19 protein-coding genes and 1 other annotated feature are annotated in these 21,092 nt (G+C 38.2%); of the genes, 8 read left to right on the forward strand and 11 right to left on the reverse strand.

Annotated elements, in window-relative coordinates; genetic code table 11:
• Positions 1 to 75: 75 nt before the first annotated feature.
• Positions 76 to 747 (forward strand): L-serine ammonia-lyase, iron-sulfur-dependent subunit beta, encoded by a 672-nt coding sequence (gene sdaAB, locus A4H00_RS03780; RefSeq protein ID WP_067087466.1) that lies wholly within the window; start codon positions 76 to 78, stop codon positions 745 to 747.
• Between the two features lie 11 nt (positions 748 to 758).
• Entirely contained in the window at positions 759 to 1,634 is an 876-nt protein-coding gene (sdaAA, locus tag A4H00_RS03785) for an L-serine ammonia-lyase, iron-sulfur-dependent, subunit alpha (RefSeq protein ID WP_067087469.1), read from the forward strand.
• A gap of 67 nt (positions 1,635 to 1,701) precedes the next feature.
• Here sdaAA and apf read toward each other — a convergent pair whose 3' ends face one another.
• The 8 genes from apf to yfmF all read right to left on the reverse strand — a co-directional run bounded on the left by apf (position 1,702) and on the right by yfmF (position 8,926).
• Entirely contained in the window at positions 1,702 to 2,319 is a 618-nt protein-coding gene (gene apf / locus A4H00_RS03790) for an aggregation-promoting factor (RefSeq protein WP_067087472.1), read from the reverse strand.
• 145 nt (positions 2,320 to 2,464) lie between these two features.
• Positions 2,465 to 3,259 (reverse strand): energy-coupling factor transporter transmembrane component T family protein, encoded by a 795-nt coding sequence (locus tag A4H00_RS03795; protein ID WP_067087475.1) that lies wholly within the window; start codon positions 3,257 to 3,259, stop codon positions 2,465 to 2,467.
• Positions 3,252 to 4,094 (reverse strand): energy-coupling factor transporter ATPase, encoded by an 843-nt coding sequence (locus A4H00_RS03800; protein ID WP_067087478.1) that lies wholly within the window; start codon positions 4,092 to 4,094, stop codon positions 3,252 to 3,254. The genes A4H00_RS03795 and A4H00_RS03800 overlap by 8 nt, the downstream gene beginning before the upstream one ends.
• Entirely contained in the window at positions 4,070 to 4,906 is an 837-nt protein-coding gene (locus tag A4H00_RS03805) for an energy-coupling factor ABC transporter ATP-binding protein (protein WP_067087480.1), read from the reverse strand. The genes A4H00_RS03800 and A4H00_RS03805 overlap by 25 nt, the downstream gene beginning before the upstream one ends.
• A complete protein-coding gene (pgsA, locus tag A4H00_RS03810) occupies positions 4,906 to 5,445 on the reverse strand; it encodes a CDP-diacylglycerol--glycerol-3-phosphate 3-phosphatidyltransferase (RefSeq protein WP_067087483.1) in 540 nt (179 codons plus the stop codon). The genes A4H00_RS03805 and pgsA overlap by 1 nt, the downstream gene beginning before the upstream one ends.
• Before the next feature lie 8 nt (positions 5,446 to 5,453).
• On the reverse strand, positions 5,454 to 6,308 hold the full coding sequence (gene rodZ, locus A4H00_RS03815) for a cytoskeleton protein RodZ (RefSeq protein WP_067087486.1): 855 nt from the start codon (positions 6,306 to 6,308) through the stop codon (positions 5,454 to 5,456).
• Positions 6,309 to 6,386: 78 nt separating this feature from the next.
• Positions 6,387 to 7,670: an EF-P 5-aminopentanol modification-associated protein YfmH gene (yfmH, locus tag A4H00_RS03820; protein ID WP_067087489.1), complete on the reverse strand. Its 1,284-nt coding sequence runs from the start codon at positions 7,668 to 7,670 to the stop codon at positions 6,387 to 6,389.
• Complete coding sequence (yfmF, locus tag A4H00_RS03825; protein WP_067087492.1) at positions 7,667 to 8,926, reverse strand: EF-P 5-aminopentanol modification-associated protein YfmF; 1,260 nt, start codon at positions 8,924 to 8,926, stop codon at positions 7,667 to 7,669. The genes yfmH and yfmF overlap by 4 nt, the downstream gene beginning before the upstream one ends.
• 73 nt (positions 8,927 to 8,999) lie before the next feature.
• Between yfmF and A4H00_RS03830 the strand changes: the two genes are divergently transcribed.
• Both A4H00_RS03830 and recF read left to right on the forward strand, forming a co-directional pair.
• On the forward strand, positions 9,000 to 9,386 hold the full coding sequence (locus tag A4H00_RS03830) for an RNA-binding S4 domain-containing protein (protein ID WP_067087495.1): 387 nt from the start codon (positions 9,000 to 9,002) through the stop codon (positions 9,384 to 9,386).
• A gap of 2 nt (positions 9,387 to 9,388) precedes the next feature.
• Positions 9,389 to 10,480, forward strand: coding sequence for a DNA replication/repair protein RecF (gene recF / locus A4H00_RS03835; protein ID WP_067087497.1), 1,092 nt, complete (start codon positions 9,389 to 9,391; stop codon positions 10,478 to 10,480).
• 48 nt (positions 10,481 to 10,528) lie between these two features.
• On the opposite strand, the gene A4H00_RS03840 is transcribed toward recF, so the two are convergent.
• The 3 genes from A4H00_RS03840 to trpS all read right to left on the reverse strand — a co-directional run bounded on the left by A4H00_RS03840 (position 10,529) and on the right by trpS (position 14,314).
• On the reverse strand, positions 10,529 to 11,395 hold the full coding sequence (locus A4H00_RS03840; protein WP_067087500.1) for a GRP family sugar transporter: 867 nt from the start codon (positions 11,393 to 11,395) through the stop codon (positions 10,529 to 10,531).
• A gap of 174 nt (positions 11,396 to 11,569) precedes the next feature.
• Positions 11,570 to 13,051, reverse strand: coding sequence for an IMP dehydrogenase (gene guaB / locus A4H00_RS03845; protein WP_067087502.1), 1,482 nt, complete (start codon positions 13,049 to 13,051; stop codon positions 11,570 to 11,572).
• Positions 13,052 to 13,288: 237 nt separating this feature from the next.
• Entirely contained in the window at positions 13,289 to 14,314 is a 1,026-nt protein-coding gene (gene trpS / locus A4H00_RS03850) for a tryptophan--tRNA ligase (protein ID WP_067087504.1), read from the reverse strand.
• Positions 14,315 to 14,363: 49 nt separating this feature from the next.
• Positions 14,364 to 14,566 (reverse strand) — a binding site (T-box leader).
• A gap of 98 nt (positions 14,567 to 14,664) precedes the next feature.
• Here trpS and A4H00_RS03855 point away from each other — a divergent pair.
• The 4 genes from A4H00_RS03855 (at position 14,665) to A4H00_RS03870 (ending at position 21,049) form a co-directional block, all read left to right on the forward strand.
• On the forward strand, positions 14,665 to 15,537 hold the full coding sequence (locus A4H00_RS03855; protein WP_067087506.1) for a YitT family protein: 873 nt from the start codon (positions 14,665 to 14,667) through the stop codon (positions 15,535 to 15,537).
• Positions 15,538 to 15,602: 65 nt separating this feature from the next.
• Entirely contained in the window at positions 15,603 to 17,225 is a 1,623-nt protein-coding gene (locus A4H00_RS03860) for an ATP-binding cassette domain-containing protein (RefSeq protein WP_067087508.1), read from the forward strand.
• Between the two features lie 48 nt (positions 17,226 to 17,273).
• Positions 17,274 to 19,844 carry a YfhO family protein gene (locus A4H00_RS03865; RefSeq protein WP_418080452.1) on the forward strand — a complete coding sequence of 857 codons (2,571 nt, stop codon included), beginning with the start codon at positions 17,274 to 17,276 and terminating at the stop codon, positions 19,842 to 19,844.
• Between the two features lie 218 nt (positions 19,845 to 20,062).
• The gene (locus tag A4H00_RS03870) at positions 20,063 to 21,049 is read left to right on the forward strand and encodes an IS30 family transposase (protein WP_067087512.1); all 987 of its coding nucleotides are present in this window, start codon (positions 20,063 to 20,065) and stop codon (positions 21,047 to 21,049) included.
• Positions 21,050 to 21,092 lie beyond the last annotated feature (43 nt).

The raw sequence follows: 21,092 nt of genomic DNA on the forward strand, positions 1-21,092 counted from the left end.
CAAATAAAATTAAGAAGCAGATTTTCCGAACGTTATTTGATATAATACAAGTAAGAGAAAAATTGAGGAAAAGATATGGCAAATTTAAAATTTCAATCGGTATTTGATATTATCGGACCTGTCATGATTGGTCCGTCATCTAGCCACACTGCAGGCGCTGTCCGCATCGGTAAAATTGTCTCATCAATCTTTGGCGAAATACCAACCGAGGTCGAATTTCAGCTCTATAATTCATTTGCTAAGACCTATCGAGGACATGGTACCGATGTGGCTCTTGTAGCGGGTATCCTAGGAATGGATACGGATGACCCCCGTATTCCAGATTCGCTTGATATTGCTCGAGAAAAAGGCATTAAGGTTTACTGGAAAATCAATAAAGATAGCAATACACCTCATCCGAATACAACCCGTATTATCATTAAAAATAATCACAAATCGATTTCTGCAACTGGGATTTCCATCGGTGGAGGAAATATTCAAGTAACGGAGCTAAACGGCTTTGCAGTCAATCTTAATATGAATACACCCACTATTATTATTGTTCACCAAGATGTGCCTGGAATGATTGCAAAAGTGACGGATATTCTCTCTAAATATGACATCAATATCGCTCAAATGAATGTAACCCGTGAGAGCGCTGGTGAAAAAGCCATTATGATTATCGAAGTAGACTCAAGACAATGTGGCCATTCCATCGCTGAAATTGAACAAATTCCACATTTACACAATGTCAACTTTTTTAACTAGAAAGAGAAATCATGTTTTATACGATTGAAGAACTGGTAAAACAAGCCACTGAGACCTTTTCAGGCAGTGTTTCTGACCTAATGATTCATACCGAAATCGAGCTCACAGGACGGTCACGAGAGGAAATCTTGACACTAATGTCAAGAAACTTGACAGTTATGAAAGCTTCTATTATTGATGGGTTGACAGAAAGTAAGTCTGTTTCTGGGCTAACTGGAGGCGATGCAGCTAAACTGGAACGCTATATCCAGTCTGGAAAAACCTTATCAGACAAAACAATTCTCTCTGCCGCCCGCAATGCCATCGCTGTAAACGAATTAAATGCCAAAATGGGTTTGGTTTGTGCAACACCTACTGCTGGATCTGCTGGTTGCCTACCAGCGGTCCTCGGAGTTGCTATTGATAAGCTGAAACTAACTGAAAAAGAACAACTTGACTTTCTCTTTACAGCAGGTGCTTTCGGACTTGTGATTGCAAATAATGCTTCTATTTCAGGAGCAGAAGGTGGGTGTCAGGCAGAGGTTGGTTCTGCTGCCGCCATGTCTGCTGCCGCACTTACGATAGCCGCAGGTGGATCTGCCTTTCAAGCCAGTCAAGCCATCTGTTTTGTAATCAAAAACATGCTTGGATTAATTTGCGATCCTGTTGCTGGCCTTGTAGAGGTCCCTTGTGTCAAACGAAATGCTATGGGAGCAAGCTATGCACTTGTTGCAGCTGATATGGCACTTGCAGGTATTGAGTCAAAAATCCCAGTAGATGAGGTTATTCTCGCTATGTACCAAGTGGGTTCCAGCTTGCCAACTGCCTTTCGTGAAACAGCAGAAGGTGGGCTTGCTATTACACCAACTGGCAAACGTCTCGCTCAGCACATCTTTGGAAATAACTAAAAACTGGGGAAACCCAGCTTTTTTCATCGTTCAAAAAAGACCGAAGCAACTTCGATCTTCTACAGACTTAATACCAGCCATTGGCTAACCAAAATTCTTGAGCAGCTGACCATGAACCGTAACGGTTTGTCACATAAGCATCTGCCACGCGTTCTTGATTTTCAGCGGAATAGTCCCCATTTAAATAACTATCTGTCAACTGGTAACGACCATAGTAAATTCCGTTTTGGGCAGTATAGCTACCCCCTGATTCTTTTTGCGCAATCCACTCCTTAGCTGCTGCTTCATCTCCTGCAACAGTTGAAGTATAACTTACAGGTGCTTCAACAACTACTGGTACTTCTTCAGCAGATACTTCCTGAATAACTGGAGCTGGAGTCGGAGCTGGGCTTGCAGGTACAGCGCGAACTGCTGGTGGAAGTTTTACAGTTGTAGTCGTTTGACCGTTTGCTTTACCATTTCCTAATTCTAGTTCTTGATCTACGTAAATTAAATTTGGATTGGTAATCTTGTTTAATGTGACAAGTGATTCGACTGTTGTTCTATGGGTTACAGCAATCTCAGATAGCGTATCACCAGCCTTCACCTTATAGGTATCCGCATTAACTGCATTTGTAATCAACAGTAAGCCCATTGCAATAACCCCTGCAATCATGAGCTGGAATTGTTTCGTTGTAAGTGTCATTTTATTTATATAATCCTTTCTTTCAACTGACATCTATCATACAACTAGAATATTACTCTGACTTTGTGAAAAGATTACAAATGTTACAAATACGTTTAAATTAGACAATAAAAGCACCAAAATGGCGCTTTTTCTTATATTTTCACTAACTTTTCAAGTAATAAAGAAGAATTCCTAAACCAAGAATAACCAACAGAGCAAGACTATCTGCTAATTTCCATTTTAACACACGATACTTTGTTCGACCTTCTCCACCTTGGTAGCCACGCGCTTCCATAGCCGTTGCTAAGGCATCTGCCCTTTTAAAACTAGAGGCAAATAATGGAATCAGAATCGGAATAACAGATTTTACCTTCTGAACAAGACTTCCCTCTCCAAAATCAACTCCCCGCGCCCGCTGCGCATTCATAATCCTTGTTGTATCATCCATAAGAGTTGGAACAAACCGTAAACTCATAGACAACATCAAACCGATTTCATGCACTGGGACCTTCACATAAGTCAACGGAGCCAAACCTGCTTCAATACCATCTGCCAAACTAAGGGGCATCGTGGTTAAGGTGAGTAAAGTAGAAAGAAAAATAATCAAGACAAAGCGGACAAAAATAATTCCTGCTTGCTGGATTCCTTCCTCCGTCACTTTCAAAATCCAGAACTGCCACAAGACGTTATGACCACCTGTAAAAAAGACTTGAAACAGAGTTGTAAAGAGAATAATGCCAATCATGGGCTTTACACCATTAAGGAAAAAGCTCAATTTTATCTTAGATAAAAAGATGACCAGTAATACAAATGCAACCAATAAGAGGTTCGTCACCAGATTATTTGCCCAGAAAATAATCAATAAAAAACTCATCATAACGAGCAATTTACTTCGCGGATCCAAGCGATGTATCATCGAATCTCCTGGAATATAGCGACCTAAAATTAACTTATCCATGGGCTACCACCTCAATCAATTCCTCCATTGTAATCGGCAGATGCTCAAAGACAAATCCTCTGCGCTCCAAATTCGCTGCAAATTTCGTAATTTTAGGAACACCCAACTGAATACTCTCCATAAAATCAACATCTTGAAAAATCACAACCGGTTTTCCTGATTTTACCAATTTTCCATTGGCCATAATAAACACATAATCCGCAAAATTTGCTACATCATCCATCAAATGCGTTACAAGAACAATGGTCATCCCTGTTTGATGAAGCTGTTTAAAAATAGTCATCAATTCCTTTCGGCCTGCTGGATCAAGTCCGGCTGTTGGCTCATCGAGTACTAGAACCTTTGGCTCCATAGCCAAAATCCCAGCAATTGCAACCCGTCGCATTTGTCCACCAGATAATTCAAAGGGACTACGATCAAATAACTCTTCCGATATTCCTACTAGAGCTAGCTTTTCACGCGCAATCTCCTCAGCCTCTTCCCTTGAAATACCAAAATTCTGTGGCCCAAATGCAACATCTTTTAGAACCGTTTCTTCAAAAACCTGACTTTCTGGAAATTGGAAAACAAGTCCCACTTTTTTACGTACTTGTTTAATATCCTTGTTGATAGAGGTTGGTGTAATACAAAAATCATCAATGAAGACTGTTCCAGATGTAGGAATATTAAGACCATTTAATAACTGTAAAATGGTTGATTTTCCGGATCCTGTATGACCGATAATAGCAGTGTAAGAGCCATCTACAATCTCCAAATCGACACCAAAAAGTGCACGTCCTTCAAAAGGCGTGTTCGCTTGATATGTATAATCTACTTGTTGGAGAGTAATGCCCATAATGCTTCTTCTAATTCCTCTTCTGTAAAATAGCGCAATGGAATGGCTAAACCTTTATCACTTAATTCCTGGACGAGTTTTGCTGTAAATGGCTGATCAAGCCCTAAATCTTGTAAATCATCACGCATAAATAATTCTGCAGGACTGCTAATTGACTCTATCTTGCCCTGTTTCATCACCATCACCCGATCACTCAAGGCTACCTCGTCTAAATCATGGGTAATGGAAAGAACAGTAATCTGATATTTTTCCTTAATTTCTTTAACAATCCGAATTAACTCTAATCGTCCTTCAGGATCTAACATACTAGTTGCTTCATCAAGAATAATAATGCTCGGACGCAAGGCAACGACCCCAGCAATCGCAACACGTTGTTTCTGACCACCAGAAAGCCTTGCAGGTTCCCGTTTTTTAAAATCGGACATCCCAACAAGTTCCAAAGCCTCATGAACCCGCTGTGTCATTTCTTCTAGTGGAATTCCTTGATTTTCGAGACCGAAGGCAACGTCATCTTCAACAGTTGCCCCAACAAACTGATTATCTGGATTTTGAAAAACCATGCCAATCTGACGACGTTTCTCCCAAACATTTAGAGGTGTCAAACTATCTCCAGAAATGATAATTTCTCCTGATTCAGCCTCCAAAAGACCATCTATCAAGCGTACTGTAGTTGACTTACCAGATCCATTGTGACCAATGATTGATAACCATTCCCCCTGTTTCACGTGAAACGTTACATCATCTAAAGTATAGTGGTGATCTTCTACATCGTATTTATAGCTTACATGTTTTACTTCAATTATATTTGTCATTACTGAAAAGTATCCTTAAATAAATAGGAGGCTCCCTTAAAATAATCATAACCTGAATACAGAGTGAAAAATAAGGCGATGTAAAGGGTGATTGTTCCTAACAACTGCCAGTGGAGCAATAAAAAGATAATCGCAAACATTTGAGAAAATGTCTTAATTTTACCAGGCATAGCTGCAGCAAGTACCGTTCCGCCATTTTCAACCAAGAGCAAACGCAAGCCAGTAACAGCTAATTCACGACAAATAATAATCGCCACAATCCATGCTGGAGCAAATCCCAGCTCAACTAGCATGATAAACGCTGTCATTACTAGAATCTTATCTGCCATTGGATCCGCAAATTTACCAAAATTCGTGACTACCTGCCATTTACGTGCTAAATAACCATCAAGATAGTCTGTCAAACTAGCAAGTGCAAACAAGATTGCTGCTACAATATGACCAGCAAAACTGTTCCAAACACTTAAAACTAGAATAAATATCGGAATTACCAAGATACGACCAAGCGTTAAAGCATTGGGGATATGTTCTTTTTTCATTTTCTTCCTCATTGTTCAATCGTCAGAAGCACATTTCCTGACTGATTTGTTAAAGCAGATGTATCTAACTTTTGGCCCGCAATCGTAATATCAACTCCACGGACAACACCTAGCACCAGAGTCGCTGTCGAGGTCCCTGCTGGAAGAGTTGCTGATACCGTTGGATTCGCTGTTGATAAAGTAAATCCACCTGCAATCTCGCTATCCGTTAAACTGACCCAACTTGTTACACTAGAAACCGCAAGGGTAACAGTAACTGGTTCTTTCGACCCTTTGACTGTCACAGCCAAGTCACTTCCACCACCAGAAGTTACCAAACTAACACCTGATACTTGACTACTAGAAGAAGGAGCTGTAGACGAAGAAGTACTTACAGAAGTTTCCATTTCCTCCGTAGCAGTACTCGAAGACTGTGATACCACGCTGTAAGAAGTGCTTGTCCCAGTAATTCGTGCCTGATTTTGCACACGAGAATAGACAATATAGGTCACAAAGAAAAGGATAAAAATCGATGCTAACAATAAGTAAATCAATGGTAGATACGATGTTTTCTTTTTTTTCACTTTATAGCTTCTTCTCAATTCAGACTGTAGTTCTTCCTCTTCTCCTGCTTCATAATACATCACTAAACTATTTTTATCATAGGCATCAATCAACACCGCTGCATCTAGCTCCAACACCTCAGCATAACGCTGCAAAAACGAGCGGATGTAGGCTGGATCTGGGATAAATTCAAAATCATTGTACTCTAAAGCCTGCAAATACTTTGCATGGATTTTTGTCATTCGCTGCAAATCAGCAAAATTCCAACCACGACTTTCCCTAGCTGCACGCAGTACCTCTCCTATACTTTTTTGTCTCATCAGTTCCTCTCTCTATCAATTAGTTTTCAATACCATATTGTACCAAAAAATTAGGGAAATTTCGATGTTAATTTACTTTTATTTTGGAAAAATCATAAAATCTGTCATCTCACAGCTAGAAATAAATTGTCGTCCAACGTCGATCACTTCCTCTAGTGTCAGACGGTTCAACAGCCCCGGAATATCAAAAATTGTTTCTGTTTCTGAGACATGCTCCACGAAATAACCAACTGTAAATTCGGACGAATTGAGACCGCGAATAAACTCCCCATACATCTCATTTTTTAGAATGGTAAAATGTTGCTCCGTCACATCAGTATCACGTTCAAAGTTTAACAAGGCTTTTTTTAACTGACTTGAAACAGTAATAGGTTCAGCCGTATCAGCTGTCACAACTGCAAAGTGATAACCTCCATGTACCTCGACATGAAATGAAAGAGAATGGTCAATCTTATTTTCACTGTATAAAGTTTGATATCTCTTAGAGGTACGACCAAGCAACATGGATAGTAAAAAACTGAGACAAATTCGATAATGCTGCTCTTCCTCCTGCCCAATCGAATCATTCCCTCGTAAACCAATCGCCATCTTAGGTAGAGCCACTTCAAGGTATTCCTTGCGGTTCTGCAACAGCGGATTTTTTGGAAGTAGGGGCAAGTTAGCTTTCTTTTCAGCAGTCACAGGATTCTCCGATTGATCCTGCACAATCCATTGAAAGACCTCATCGGCATCTATGTCCCCCATGACAACCAGTGTCATCTTCTGTGGCTGATAAAACTGTCTAAAATTCTCTTGCAAAATCCTAGCAGAAATCCGCTCAATTGACTCTCTCGAACCGGCAATATCCTCAGCCAAGGCTGTATCAGGGTACAAACTATTTAAAATGCCCAAGTACAAACGATGATCTGGATCATCCGCATACATATCAATTTCCTGACCAATAATCTCCTTTTCTCGTTCAACACTTCCTTCTGTAAAATGCGTTTCTCTCACCATTTTCTGCAGCAAGGAAAGAGGTTGACGAAGTTCTTCTGTCGTTGAAAAAAGGTAACTTGTCTGGTTAAAACTGGTATAGGCATTTGCATTTGCACCATATCGAGCAAATTCTTGCAGTAGATCACCACCATTTTCCATTTCAAACAGTTTATGTTCTAAAAAATGTGCAATCCCTGCTGGATAACTCTTTTTGACACTGTCAACATCTGTAAATTCATTGTCAACCGAACCAAACTGAACCTTTAGTATAGCATAGGTCTCTTGAAAATCTTTTTTTGGAATTAACACAACTGTCAAGCCATTTACCAACTTTCCATAATAAACAGGATGTGTCAAGTAAGAGTAGTGTTTTTCTGTCAACTTCATCTTTCCAGTTCAACTCCTTCCATAAAATAAACAGCCTGTAATCGAACCAATCTTGAAGCACGAATTACATCTTCTTTTGAAACTCGTTTGACAGCCTCCATCCATTCGTCTAGCTCTAACTGCTGTTCTCCAAAAATGACCTTATTATAAGCTTGTTCAATCAGCTGCCCCTGCTTATCCTGAGAAAGAGTAGCCGAATGAAGTAACATCTTTTTTGTCAACTCCAATTCTTCATCGGTGAAATGACCTCTTTTGATGTCTAGCAACTGTTTACTGATTTGCCTCATGGTCTTTTTGCGATTTTCCCTATCAATTCCAGCATACACTTTTAAAAGACCTGAAAAAATATTCAACTGACTGCCGATTGTGTAAGCAAGACCTTCCTGTTCACGGACATTTACAAATAATTTTGAATGGGCAAAACTTCCAAATAAACCATTGAGAACAACCAGAGGAATATAATTGACATCTCTGTAAACAGATTGTAAATGATAAGCTAATTCTAAAATAGATTGACCTGTTTCTTTTCGCTCCATTTTTTCTCTAACAACATTTGAAAAATCCTGCTTATAGGTCCATTCTAATTTTGGATTACGATAAGAAAAACGAAAGGCTTTCAATCGATTGATAACTTCTTCCTGGTCAAATTCCCCAGAAAAGAAAAAATCAATCCGGTCTAGATGAATCATGTCCTGTAAAGCCTTGTAAACTGTTTCTGCTGTCTCTTTTTCTACTAAATACCGTTTTCCAATACGCGGAATTTTCAACGATTCATCTTCAAAAAACAAGCTCGAGAGTTCCACATCTGCATGATAAAAATGATCTTCCACCTCTGTATCAAGATAGTTTACTAAATTTGTCTTTTCAATAGTAAAGAACTCTTTCTCAAAAGCCTCCTTTTTAACCAATGGCTTAAACAGACAGGCATATAGAAAATCCAATAATGGTATCGTCAAATCTGATTTTTCTGGTAGGTAGCTTGATTTTATGTAGCTTATTTTTATATCAATCGAATGTACTCGACCCTTTTTTGACACACTAGTGGAGAAGTGCGCGCCATATAACTCTGCTAAACGCTGATGAAATTGATGAGAATTGGGATACTCTTGATTAGCCATATCTAGCATGTTAGAAAGTAAAACTCGGCCAGCCACTGTTTTTTGATTCATTGGAGCTGCAAAACGAACCAAAATCTGATTCGTTGTAAACTTCTCTCCCTCCAAAAAATGTAGATGAACACCCTCTTGCAATTTCATACCTAACTCCTCTAAAACATTCTAAATTCAATTATACCATTTTATGGTATAATAAACTGAAACGAGGTAACTTATGGACTACAAACTATATGATGAATACATTCTCTTACAAGCCTTATTAAAGGAAGTTGGAATCATCCAAAGTGGAGGAGCTATCAAGGGATTTCTACAGGAATTTCCCGTCTTTTTTAATGGTGAAAAAGAAGAACGCAGACGCAAAAAAATCCGTATTGGAGATGTTATCAGTATTCCAAGCCAAAATGCTACGATTACTATTGTTGCACCAACTGAGGATGAGCAAAAACAATACGAGGAAGACAAAGCAGAAAAAGAGCGTGTCGCTAAGCTCGTAAAACAGCTAAATGCGCAAAATAAACAAGGAAAAACAAAAGCAATTCCTTCTGCTAAGACTCCTAAAAACAAAAAGAAAAAAGCTCCTGTCCGCTTCCCAGGTACTTAAGCATGTGGCTAGAATCTTTACGTTTACAACATTTCCGTAATTACCAAGAATTAGACATTCGTTTCCATAACGGATTAAATGTATTTCTTGGGCAAAATGCACAAGGAAAGACGAATATCTTAGAGAGCATTTATTTCTTAGCTCTTACTCGCAGCCATCGAACCCGTACAGACAAGGATTTAGTTCAATTTCAACAAACGCAGCTGACTCTAAACGGATTACTTCACCGGCAAACAGGTAAACTACCACTTGACATTGAGTTGACAGAAAAAGGGCGTATCACTAAGATCAATCATCTAAAACAATCTAAATTATCCGATTATATCGGTCATATGAATGTTGTTCTTTTTGCTCCAGAAGATTTACAACTGATTAAAGGAGCACCAGCTCTTAGACGAAAATTTATAGATGTCGAGCTAGGACAAATCAAGCCAATCTATCTGTCTGACTTATCTCAGTACAATCACATCCTCAAACAACGAAATACCTATCTAAAATCTGCCAATTCGATTGATGAGACCTTTCTTTCTGTCCTAGATCAACAATTAGCTGAATATGGTAGCAAAGTAATCCTACAACGAATGGAATTTCTCAAAAAATTGGAATTTTTTGGTAACAAAAAAGTGATTGACATTTCTAATAAAGGTGAAGAATTAACCATCCACTATCAGTCTTCCATAAAGTTTACAGAATCAGACAATATATTTGACAGTTTTTTGACAGAATTAGCACATTGTCGTAAACGAGATTTGTTCAAAAAAAATACAGGTGTTGGACCCCATCGCGATGATATTAGCTTCTTCCTAAATGGTGTTAATGCCCACTATGGAAGTCAAGGACAACATCGTAGTTTAGTTCTTTCGCTGAAATTGGCCGAAATTGAACTCATGAAAGAAATGACTAGAGAATATCCCATCTTACTACTTGACGATGTCATGAGTGAACTTGACAACAATCGTCAAGTAAAATTACTGGAAACTATCTCTCAAAATATCCAGACATTTATCACCACAACTAGTCTGGATCACCTATCAAAACTACCTGATAAGGTAAAAATCTTTACCGTCCATCAAGGAATAATTGAAGAACAATAAAAGCTGGCATTGCCAGCTTTTATTGTTCTCTTTACAACCTTGTCAAGTTTAGAATGATTTAACAACACCAAGTAAGATGGCACCTGCTACAAAACAAATAATCCCAATGCTCAACCAACCTATTTCTTTTTTTGTCTTTGTTTCACCTAAAAAGAGAATACCACCAATAATGGAGATAATCACACCTAATTGAGAAAAACTAAAGGCAATAGCTAAACCAGCTTTGGCAGCTGCAAGTAGCATAAAGATGTTTCCGATTCCCCACATGATTCCAACTAACGCATTTTTAATGACAACTGCTTCAAGTTGAATCTGGAATTTCATAAATAGTAGCGCTCCTAAGACCATTCCGATAGCCATTGGTAAAATAACCGCTAGAGCATCAAAATGCATGATATTATTAAACAAAATAGCATAGGATAAATAACCGATTGTGGAGGAAGTTAGAGCACGAAATCCTTTTCCAAAATCAGAACCTTTCTCTACAACCACTTTATGTGAATCCTGTTTACTTGTAAAATAAAAACCAATGACCAATAGCAATAAGGCAATGATTCCCAAAACAAATTGAATCGATTTCATCCATTCTCCAAATACAATCGCTCCAATTAAACTACCAAAAACAAGCTGTGCTCCGCTAGACAAAGGATTTGCAACAGATACTCCCATGTACTGCATCGCTTGAAATTGTCCATATTGCCCCATGGACCAGAGCATGCCACCAATAATACCAACTCCCCACAAAGTAGGAGTCATTTCTGGCCTTACTAAAATCCAAACTACCAAAGCAAACAAGAGAGCACCTAGAGTCATTCCAAACGTTTGCTGATTGGGTCTACCGCCAATCTTATTACTTACAAAACCAATACTGCCCCAAGCAATCATGGGAACTAGCGCAAATAAAATACCTTGCATTCTTTCTCCTTTACAATTATATTTACAACTTTGTAAACTATATTTACAGCAATGTAAATATAGTTTACTCTTTTAAATTTTAAAAATACAATTCCATATTCTAACACAATGCCTTTCTTTTGTAAAGAAAAGACAGAACCTCTGAGCAAATCAGAGGTTCTGTTTGGATAGGTGTTATTGTACAGAGTAGTTTGGTGCTTCGTTGGTGATTTGGACGTCATGCGGATGACTTTCTTTTAGACCAGCACCGCTCATTTCGATGAACTGGGCATTGTCATGCAATTCTTGGATATTAGCTGCACCCACATAGCCCATACCAGAACGGATACCACCAAGCATTTGGAAAACAATATCAGCTGCAGCACCTTTGTAGGCTACACGGCCTTCAATTCCTTCTGGAACCAATTTATTCGCTTCGTTGACAGAACCTTGGAAGTAACGGTCACTTGAACCTTTTTTCATCGCTGCAATGGAACCCATTCCACGATAAGTTTTAAATTTACGTCCTTGGAAGATTTCTGTTTCTCCAGGTGCTTCATCTGTCCCTGCAAACATAGAACCAAGCATGACTGCATGCCCACCTGCTGCAAGAGCCTTGACAATATCTCCAGAATACTTGATTCCGCCGTCAGCGATGATTGTTTTTCCATATTCACGTGCTACTTGAGCTGCATCATAAATAGCTGTCACTTGTGGCACCCCAACACCTGCAATCACACGAGTTGTACAAATTGAACCTGGTCCAATACCAACTTTCACCACATCAACACCTGCATCGTAAAGAGCACGAGCTCCCTCTGCTGTTGCAATATTTCCAGCAATTAAAGTACGATTTGGGAAATGGGCACGAATTTCAGCAATTTTACGAAGCACACCGGCAGAATGTCCGTGAGCAGTATCGATCACAATAGCGTCTGCACCTGCTTCAAAAAGAGCTTCTGCACGTTCAAAGGTATCTGAAGTTACGCCAACGGCACCTGCAACAAGTAGGCGGCCAAATTCATCTTTCGCAGCATTTGGAAACTCAATGACTTTTTCAATGTCTTTAATCGTAATAAGGCCAGATAAACGCCCATTTTCATCTACAAGAGGCAGTTTTTCGATGCGATGTTCTTGAAGAATACTTTCAGCTGTCTCTAAATCCGTCCCAACTGGTGCTGTCACTAGATTTTCGCTGGTCATATTGGTTGAAATTGGCTGGTCATAATCCGAGATAAAACGCATGTCACGGTTGGTGATAATCCCGACCAATTTCCGATTTTCCATGGTCTCAACAATTGGTACACCGCTGATGCGGTAGCGACCCATAAGCTCATCTGCCTCTTTAATCGTATGGTTGGGGGTGAGAAAGAATGGATCGATGATAACGCCATTTTCAGAGCGTTTTACCTTGCGAACTTCATCGGCTTGTTGTTCAATCGACATGTTTTTGTGAATCACCCCAAGACCACCGGCACGCGCAATGGCAATCGCCATTTTACTCTCTGTTACAGTATCCATGGCCGCCGTAATGATTGGGATATTGAGGGTTAAATTCTTAGCCAGTTTTGTTTGAAGATTGGCATCATTTGGCAAAACATGACTTTCCGCTGGAATAAGCAATACATCATCAAAGGTAAAACCTTTTTTCAAAAATTTTGTGTCCCAATTAGACATCCACAGATTCCTCTTTTCTTTTTGTTTTTTCAAGCTACCACTAGCTGATTTGTATTTTAAATATCATACCATTTTGAAATCATTTGTCAAATATTATTCGCTTTAAATTCTAAAAAATATTCTATATAAGACATTAAAGGAAAAATATACTATATAATACGAACTTTTTCCAAAAAATAACGTAACTTGTTCATAAAAAGAGCAGAAATTTCATTCCTACTCTTTCGAATATCTGGATTAGTTGAAATAATGTAACCCCATTGCTGCTTTCACTTCCGATAAGGTTTGGGCAGCTGTTTGACGTGCCTTTTCACTTCCTTTTTGAAGCATATTATAGACTTCACCCATGTCCTTCGCAAATTCTAAGCGACGTTCACGAATAGGACCTAATTCTCGTTCTAAGATTTCTAATAGATAACGTTTGGTCTTTACATCTCCTAAACCACCCCGTTGATAGTGATCCTTCATAGCTTCTATTTCCGCTTTATCTTCCTCACGGCCAAAGACATCTAAATAATGGAAAACCATATTGCCTTCAATCTTTCCTGGATCTTCAACCTTAATATGATCAGGATCTGTATACATACTCATCACTTTTTTCTTGAGAGTATCCATATCATCAGCTAGATAAATCCCATTATTGAGCGACTTAGACATCTTAGCATTGCCATCCAATCCTGGTAATCGGCCAGCACCTTCATGGCTAGGATAAATGCCCTCTGGCTCAACTAGTACATCTGTCTGGTAGGTATGATTAAAGCTACGGACAATTTCACGTGTCTGCTCAATCATCGGTTTTTGATCGACACCAACTGGTACGTAGTTTGCTTTAAAAGCTGTAATATCAGCCGCCTGAGCAATCGGATAGACTAAAAATCCAGTTGGAATACTTTCTCCAAATCCTTTTTGAGCAATCTCAGTCTTAACCGTCGGATTCCGCTCTAAACGCCCTAATGAAACCAAGTTCATATAATACATCGATAACTCAGCCAATTCTGGAATTTGACTTTGAATGAAGATGGTAGATTTTTCAGGATCTAATCCTGCTGCTAGATAATCTAGGGCGACCTGCCCAACCGACTCAACAATCTTTTGTGGCTCCTTAGCATGATCCGTCAAAGCCTGCTGATCTGCTAAAAAGACAAACATGTCATACTGTTCTTCATTTTGTAGACGAACACGATTTTGTAAGCTACCGACATAGTGGCCAATATGCAATTTGCCCGTCGGGCGGTCTCCTGTTAAAATAATTGGTTTTGTCATACTATTCTCCCTTGTTTATACAAATAAAGCCCACGCATAGCAAAAGCCATGCGAGGGCGTCAAAGACACGGTGCCACCTCACTTATGAGTTAACTCATCTCATTTGTATATAAGGCCTGCAAGCCAAATCTTTATTGTTTTCCGATTTACAGTCTATATCAGCCCATTCATCAATCGTTATTATTTGTTTTCACCTGCCACAAACTCTCTTAAAATAACCGATTCATTACTTTTCTGATTCTTTTCAATTATATACCCTAAAAAATAGAAAGTCAAGCTATTCAATAACTTGACGGCAAGGGGAGAATCAGGGATAATAGAAGCTGGAAATTTACAGATAGGATACTGATATGAAACAAAAATTAACAGACTTTGCCCTAGTCACTATTGGATCATTCATTTCTGCTATCGCCTTTAATAGCATGTTTGTTGAAAACCATATTGCTTCTGGGGGTGTTGGAGGTCTCGCCATTAGTATGAATGCCTTATTTGGTTGGAATACTGCGAATTTTGTACTCTACGCGAATATTCCCCTTCTTCTCCTATGTTTTTTCTTTTTAGGAAAAGAAGTTTTTATCAAAACAGTTTATGGCGCGTGGATTTATCCGATTTTTATCAAGTTGACAGCAGGTTTACCAACCTTGACACACAATGTATTGCTCGCAGCCATCTTTGGAGGAGTTGTCCTTGGATTTGGTCTTGGGCTTGTCTTTATTGGTCATTCCTCAACTGGTGGGACAGGTATCATCATTCAGCTGTTTGAAAAATATACTCCTATTCCCTTAGGAACAAGTATGGCCTTGGTTGATGGACTTGTCGTTGGATTAGGATTTGTTGCTTTTGATGCAGATACTGTCATGTACTCCATCATTGCTTTATTCTCTATTACCTATGCTGTCAACCTTGTCATGGCAGGAGCTGATTCTTCACGGAATGTGATGATTATCTCAAAACACCATAGACAAATAGAAGAGTACATTACTAAGGTGGCAGATCGTGGCGTGACTGAACTTCCAATTATCGGTGGATTTACAGGTCAAGAAAACCGCATGTTGATGACAACTATTTCACGGCTTGAATACCAAAAATTAGAGATGAATATTCTTGCTATTGATGAAACGGCCTTCATTGTTGTCATGCCTGCGACACAAGTAAAAGGTAGAGGGTTCAGTTTACAAAAGACGCATCAAAATTTAGAAAAAGATATTTTGATTCCCATGTAATTTCAATTGAAAAATCATCTTTTTTAGAGTAGAATAGGACTAATCACAAAAATAGGAGAATTGTATTGCTTACAGTATCAGATGTATCGCTTCGTTTTAGCGATCGAAAATTATTTGACGATGTCAACATTAAATTTACAGCAGGAAACACATATGGATTGATTGGCGCGAATGGTGCCGGAAAATCCACTTTCCTTAAAATTTTAGCTGGGGATATTGAACCAACAACTGGTCATATTTCCCTCGGACCAGACGAACGCCTTTCGGTGCTTCGCCAAAATCATTTTGACTATGAAAACGAACGGGTCATTGATGTCGTTATCATGGGAAATGAACAGCTTTACAGCATCATGAAAGAAAAAGATGCTATTTACATGAAAGAAGACTTTTCAGATGAAGATGGTGTCCGTGCAGCTGAATTAGAAGGTGAATTTGCCGAACTTGGTGGCTGGGAAGCTGAAAGTGAGGCCTCACAACTTCTTCAAAATCTAAATATTGCTGAAGATCTTCACTACCAAAATATGAGTGAATTAACCAATGGAGAAAAAGTGAAGGTTCTCTTGGCCAAAGCGCTCTTTGGTAAACCAGATGTCCTATTACTAGATGAGCCGACAAATGGTCTTGACATTCAATCGATTAACTGGCTAGAAGAATTTTTAATTGACTTTGAAAATACCGTTATTGTCGTATCTCACGACCGTCATTTCCTAAATAAAGTATGTACTCATATGGCTGACTTAGACTTTGGTAAAATCAAAATCTTTGTTGGAAACTATGATTTTTGGAAACAATCTAGCGAATTAGCTGCGAAATTACAAGCTGATCGTAATGCAAAAGCAGAGGAAAAAATCAAAGAATTACAAGAATTCGTTGCACGCTTTTCTGCCAATGCTTCAAAATCAAAACAAGCAACTTCTCGCAAAAAAATGCTCGATAAGATTGAATTAGAAGAAATTATTCCTTCTAGTCGTAAATATCCATTTATCAACTTTAAAGCTGAGCGAGAAATTGGAAATGATTTAGTAACGGTTGAAAACTTGAAAGTCACTATTGATGGCGAAGTCATTTTAGACAATATTAGCTTTATTCTTCGTCCAGGGGATAAGACAGCTCTTATTGGACAAAATGATATCCAAACAACTGCTCTTATCCGTGCATTGATGGGAGACATTGAGTACGAAGGAACTATTAAATGGGGAGTGACAACCAGTCAATCTTACCTACCAAAAGACAATAGTCGCGATTTCGCAACTGATGAGTCTATTCTTGACTGGCTTCGTCAATTTGCAAGCAAGGAAGAAGATGATAATACCTTCTTACGCGGATTTTTGGGTCGTATGCTCTTTTCTGGTGACGAAGTCAACAAATCTGTCAATGTCCTCTCAGGGGGAGAAAAAGTGCGCGTGATGCTCTCAAAGCTTATGCTCCTCAAATCAAATGTCCTTGTCCTTGATGACCCAACAAATCACTTGGACTTAGAATCTATTTCTAGCTTGAATGACGGATTAAAAGCCTTTAAAGAATCAATTATCTTTGCCAGTCACGATCATGAATTCATTCAAACCCTAGCAAACCATATTATTGTTATTTCAAAAAATGGTGTCATTGACCGCATTGATGAAACCTATGATGAATTCTTGGAAAATCAAGAAGTACAAACAAAAGTAAAGGAACTCTGGAAAGACTAAGAGAAAAGGCGATAGATTCGCCTTTTCTTAAAATATAGAAACAATATGATGATTTTAAAAAAATATTCAAAAATTCTACTGTATCTTCTCTCATTCTTCCTGCCTATTTTTATTATAGGTATTATTCTAGCACTAAAGGGCATTTGGTGGGAAAGTGAGACAACTATTTTAGCAAGCGATGCTTTCCACCAATATGTTATCTTTAATCAAGTATTACGAAATGCATTACATGGTAATGGTTCATTATTTTATACCTTCACCAGTGGTTTAGGATTAAATTTTTATGCCCTCACATCCTATTATCTTGGATCATTCCTATCACCACTAACTTACTTTTTTGATATAAAGAGTATGCCTGATGCTCTCTATCTCTTTACATTGCTAAAATTTGGATTGACAGGTCTGTCAACTTACTTCAGTCTATCTCATATTTATAAAAAACTAGCTCCATTTCTAGCTATTTCCCTCTCTACAAGTTTTGCTCTTATGAGTTTTTCAACTAGTCAATTAGAAATTAATAGCTGGCTAGATGTGTTTATATTAGTCCCACTTGTTTTACTTGGTTTACTCAATTTACTAAATGGTAAAGGTCGAATTCTCTATTTTTCTAGCCTCCTCTGCCTATTTATTCAAAATTATTACTTCGGATACATGATGGCACTATTTTTAGTGATTTGGGTTCTTTTACAAATTTCTTGGAACATCAAAAAACACATTCGATACTTTTTAGATTTTGTTGTTGTTTCACTTCTCTCAGGAATTTCTAGCATGGTAATGCTCCTGCCAACCTACCTTGATTTAAAAACACATGGTGAAACATTTACAGAAATTCTCAATTGGAAAACGGAAAACTCTTGGTATTTGGATTTGTTTGCTAAAAACTTAGTAGGTAGCTATGATACAACAAAGTTCGGTGCAATTCCTATGATTTACGCAGGAATTTTTCCTTTGCTATTTGCTCTGCTATTCTTTACAATCAAATCAATCAGTTGGCAGGTAAAGGCCTGTTATGGTATTGCAATCACTTTTATTGTTACTAGTTTTTATTTCCAACCCTTAGATTTATTCTGGCAAGGGATGCATGCGCCAAATATGTTTTTACATCGGTATGCTTGGATTTTTTCCGTGATCATTATTTATATGGCTGCTGAAACCCTAAGCAGGTTAGAAGAAATTCGCTTTTATCAATGTATCAGAGTATTTTTATTTCTCGTTTTTGGTTTCCTGTTGACATTCTTCTATATCAACCACTATCCATTTTTAGAGCCTATTCATTTCCTACTCTCACTTGAATTTTTGCTTGCCTATGGTGTAACCTTCTACGCCATCAGTAACAAGCGCATCACTCCAACCGTATTTTCACTGCTAAGCCTATTTTTTGTCGTCTTCGAATTAGGACTAAACACTCACTATCAAGTAAATGGTCTAGCTGATGACTGGCATTTCCCAAGTCGTTCTAATTATGAACAACACTTGACACAAATTGACAACCTTGTCAAATACAGTCAATCTACTACTGATCAATTTTATCGAACTGAAAGACTATTTCCTCAAACCGGAAATGACAGTATGAAATATAATTATAATGGAATTTCCCAATTTTCTTCTATTCGTAATCGCGCTTCTAGCTCAACTTTGGATAAATTAGGATTCCGTTCGGATGGTACAAATCTTAATTTGCGCTATCAAAATAATACCCTCCTGGCTGATAGTCTCTTTGCTATCAAATACAACCTAGCAGAAGGCGAGATTTCTAAATTTGGTTTTAATAATAGCCAATCAGACGGTCTCTTTAACCTCTATGAAAATACCTACTCTCTTCCCCTAGCTCTATTGACAGATACTGTTTATAAAGATGTCAAGTTTACAAGCTTAACATTGGATAATCAGACAAATTTTATCAACCAATTAACTGGACTAGATTTAAAATATTACTATTCAGTTGAATCCCTCAATGCACAAAATGCTGTTGAATTAAATAATCGTGTAACTGTTAATGCTAATGATAATGACAGTGTTCCTACCGTTCACTATCTATTGCGAATTCCTGCACAAACACAATTATACGTAAGTTTACCCAATATTAGCTTTACAGATGAGAATAGTAAAAATGTTCAATTCACTATCAATAATGTAACAAGAAACTTTACACTAGATAACACATTTTCCTTTTTTGATGGCGGATATTTTGAAGAGGAACAAATCATAACTCTTACAATGACCTTCCCGAACAATAAGCAAGTATCTTTTGATCCACCCCAATTCTACAGATTGGATACCAAAGCCTACCAAACTGCTATGGAAAAACTAAAAGAAAAAGACGTATCTGCTCAAGTAAAAGGGAATAAAGTAACCGTTGACTACACTGCTGAATCAGATGGATCGTTACTCCTTACCTTACCTTATGATAAGGGATGGTCTGCTAAGCAAGATGGTAAAAAGATACCCATTAGTAAAGCCCAGGATGGTTTTATGAAAGTAGAAGCTAAAAAAGGAAAAGGGAATATCATATTTACTTTTATTCCTCAAGGTTTTATAATCGGTAGCTTCTGCTTCTTTGGTGGGATAATAACGTTTATCACTTATAACCTTCTTAGGAATAAAAAAGTAGCAATATAATAAACAGCGAATAATAACTTTTCCAAAGACTATTGAAACTTTAGAACGTTCAATGGACACGGAAATACAGCTATTCGTATTCTAAAAAAGTGGAGTAGAAGTCCTGATTTCTGCTCCACTTTTTAGTCTTGAATTTACAATATAAGTGCACAATAAAAAAACTCATAAGATTTTCTAGTAAAATAGAGTTAAACGAACATCTTACAGAAGAAAATCTTATGAGCTACCATCATTTTACCATAGAAGAGCGAGAAAGTATCCTAATTTATCGTACACAGGGATTAAATTTGTCTGAAATAGGAACTTTACTGAATCGCCAACCATCTAGTATCAGCCGAGAATTGCGTCGTCATTCCAAAAATGAAAGTTATTCCCCTAGTGCGGCACAAGCATCTTACCACATCTCCAAATCACACTGTGAACGAAAAAGAAAACTGGAAACAGACTTAGAATTGAGCCACAAGATTAAACATCTCTTTCTTGATCATCAATGGTCACCTGAAGAAATAGCAGGACGTTTACGGTTAGAATGTGGAAAATCAGTCATTAGTTATCAAACCATCTATAGAGCCATTTATCGAGGGCATTTTGATGATATCGCTCTGTCCCATGGCGCTCGCGGTGCTATTCGGAAACTTCGTCATCGAGGTAAAAGTCGTCACACCAAAGACTATGTTGAAAAACGCGGAAAGATTGCTATCTCACATACAATCCATGAAAGACCACAAGAAGCACAGATACGCTCTAGGGTAGGAGATTGGGAGGCAGATACAGTTGCTGGACAAACAGGAAAAGCCTGCTTAGTGACCCTAACGGATCGCTATTCTCGTTTTCTTAAAATCAAGAAGGTTGCAGTGAAGAAGAGTAAGCTAGTCATAGAAGCCATGGTAAAGATACTGGAACCCTTACCAAAAGAGACGGTGACTCCCGATCGAGGAAAGGAATTCTCAAAACATCAAGAACTGACAGATAAACTACAAGTAGAAGTCTATTTCCCTGACCCTCATGCGCCATGGCAACGTGGAACAAATGAGAATACGAACGGCTTATTACGGGAGTACTTCCCAAAAGGGAGTGACCTGACAGGTGTGGATGAGGCTGTGATTCAAGAGTGGGAAGACAAGCTAAACAATAGACCGAGAAAATGTCTTAACTGGAGAACACCTTATGAGGTATTTTATGAAGAAGAAATGCACTTAATTTGACAATTCAAGGTATAAAAATAAATTAAAAAAAGACACTAAAAAT

The organism is Streptococcus marmotae, assembly GCF_001623565.1.
Taxonomy (GTDB): Bacteria; Bacillota; Bacilli; order Lactobacillales; family Streptococcaceae; genus Streptococcus; species Streptococcus marmotae.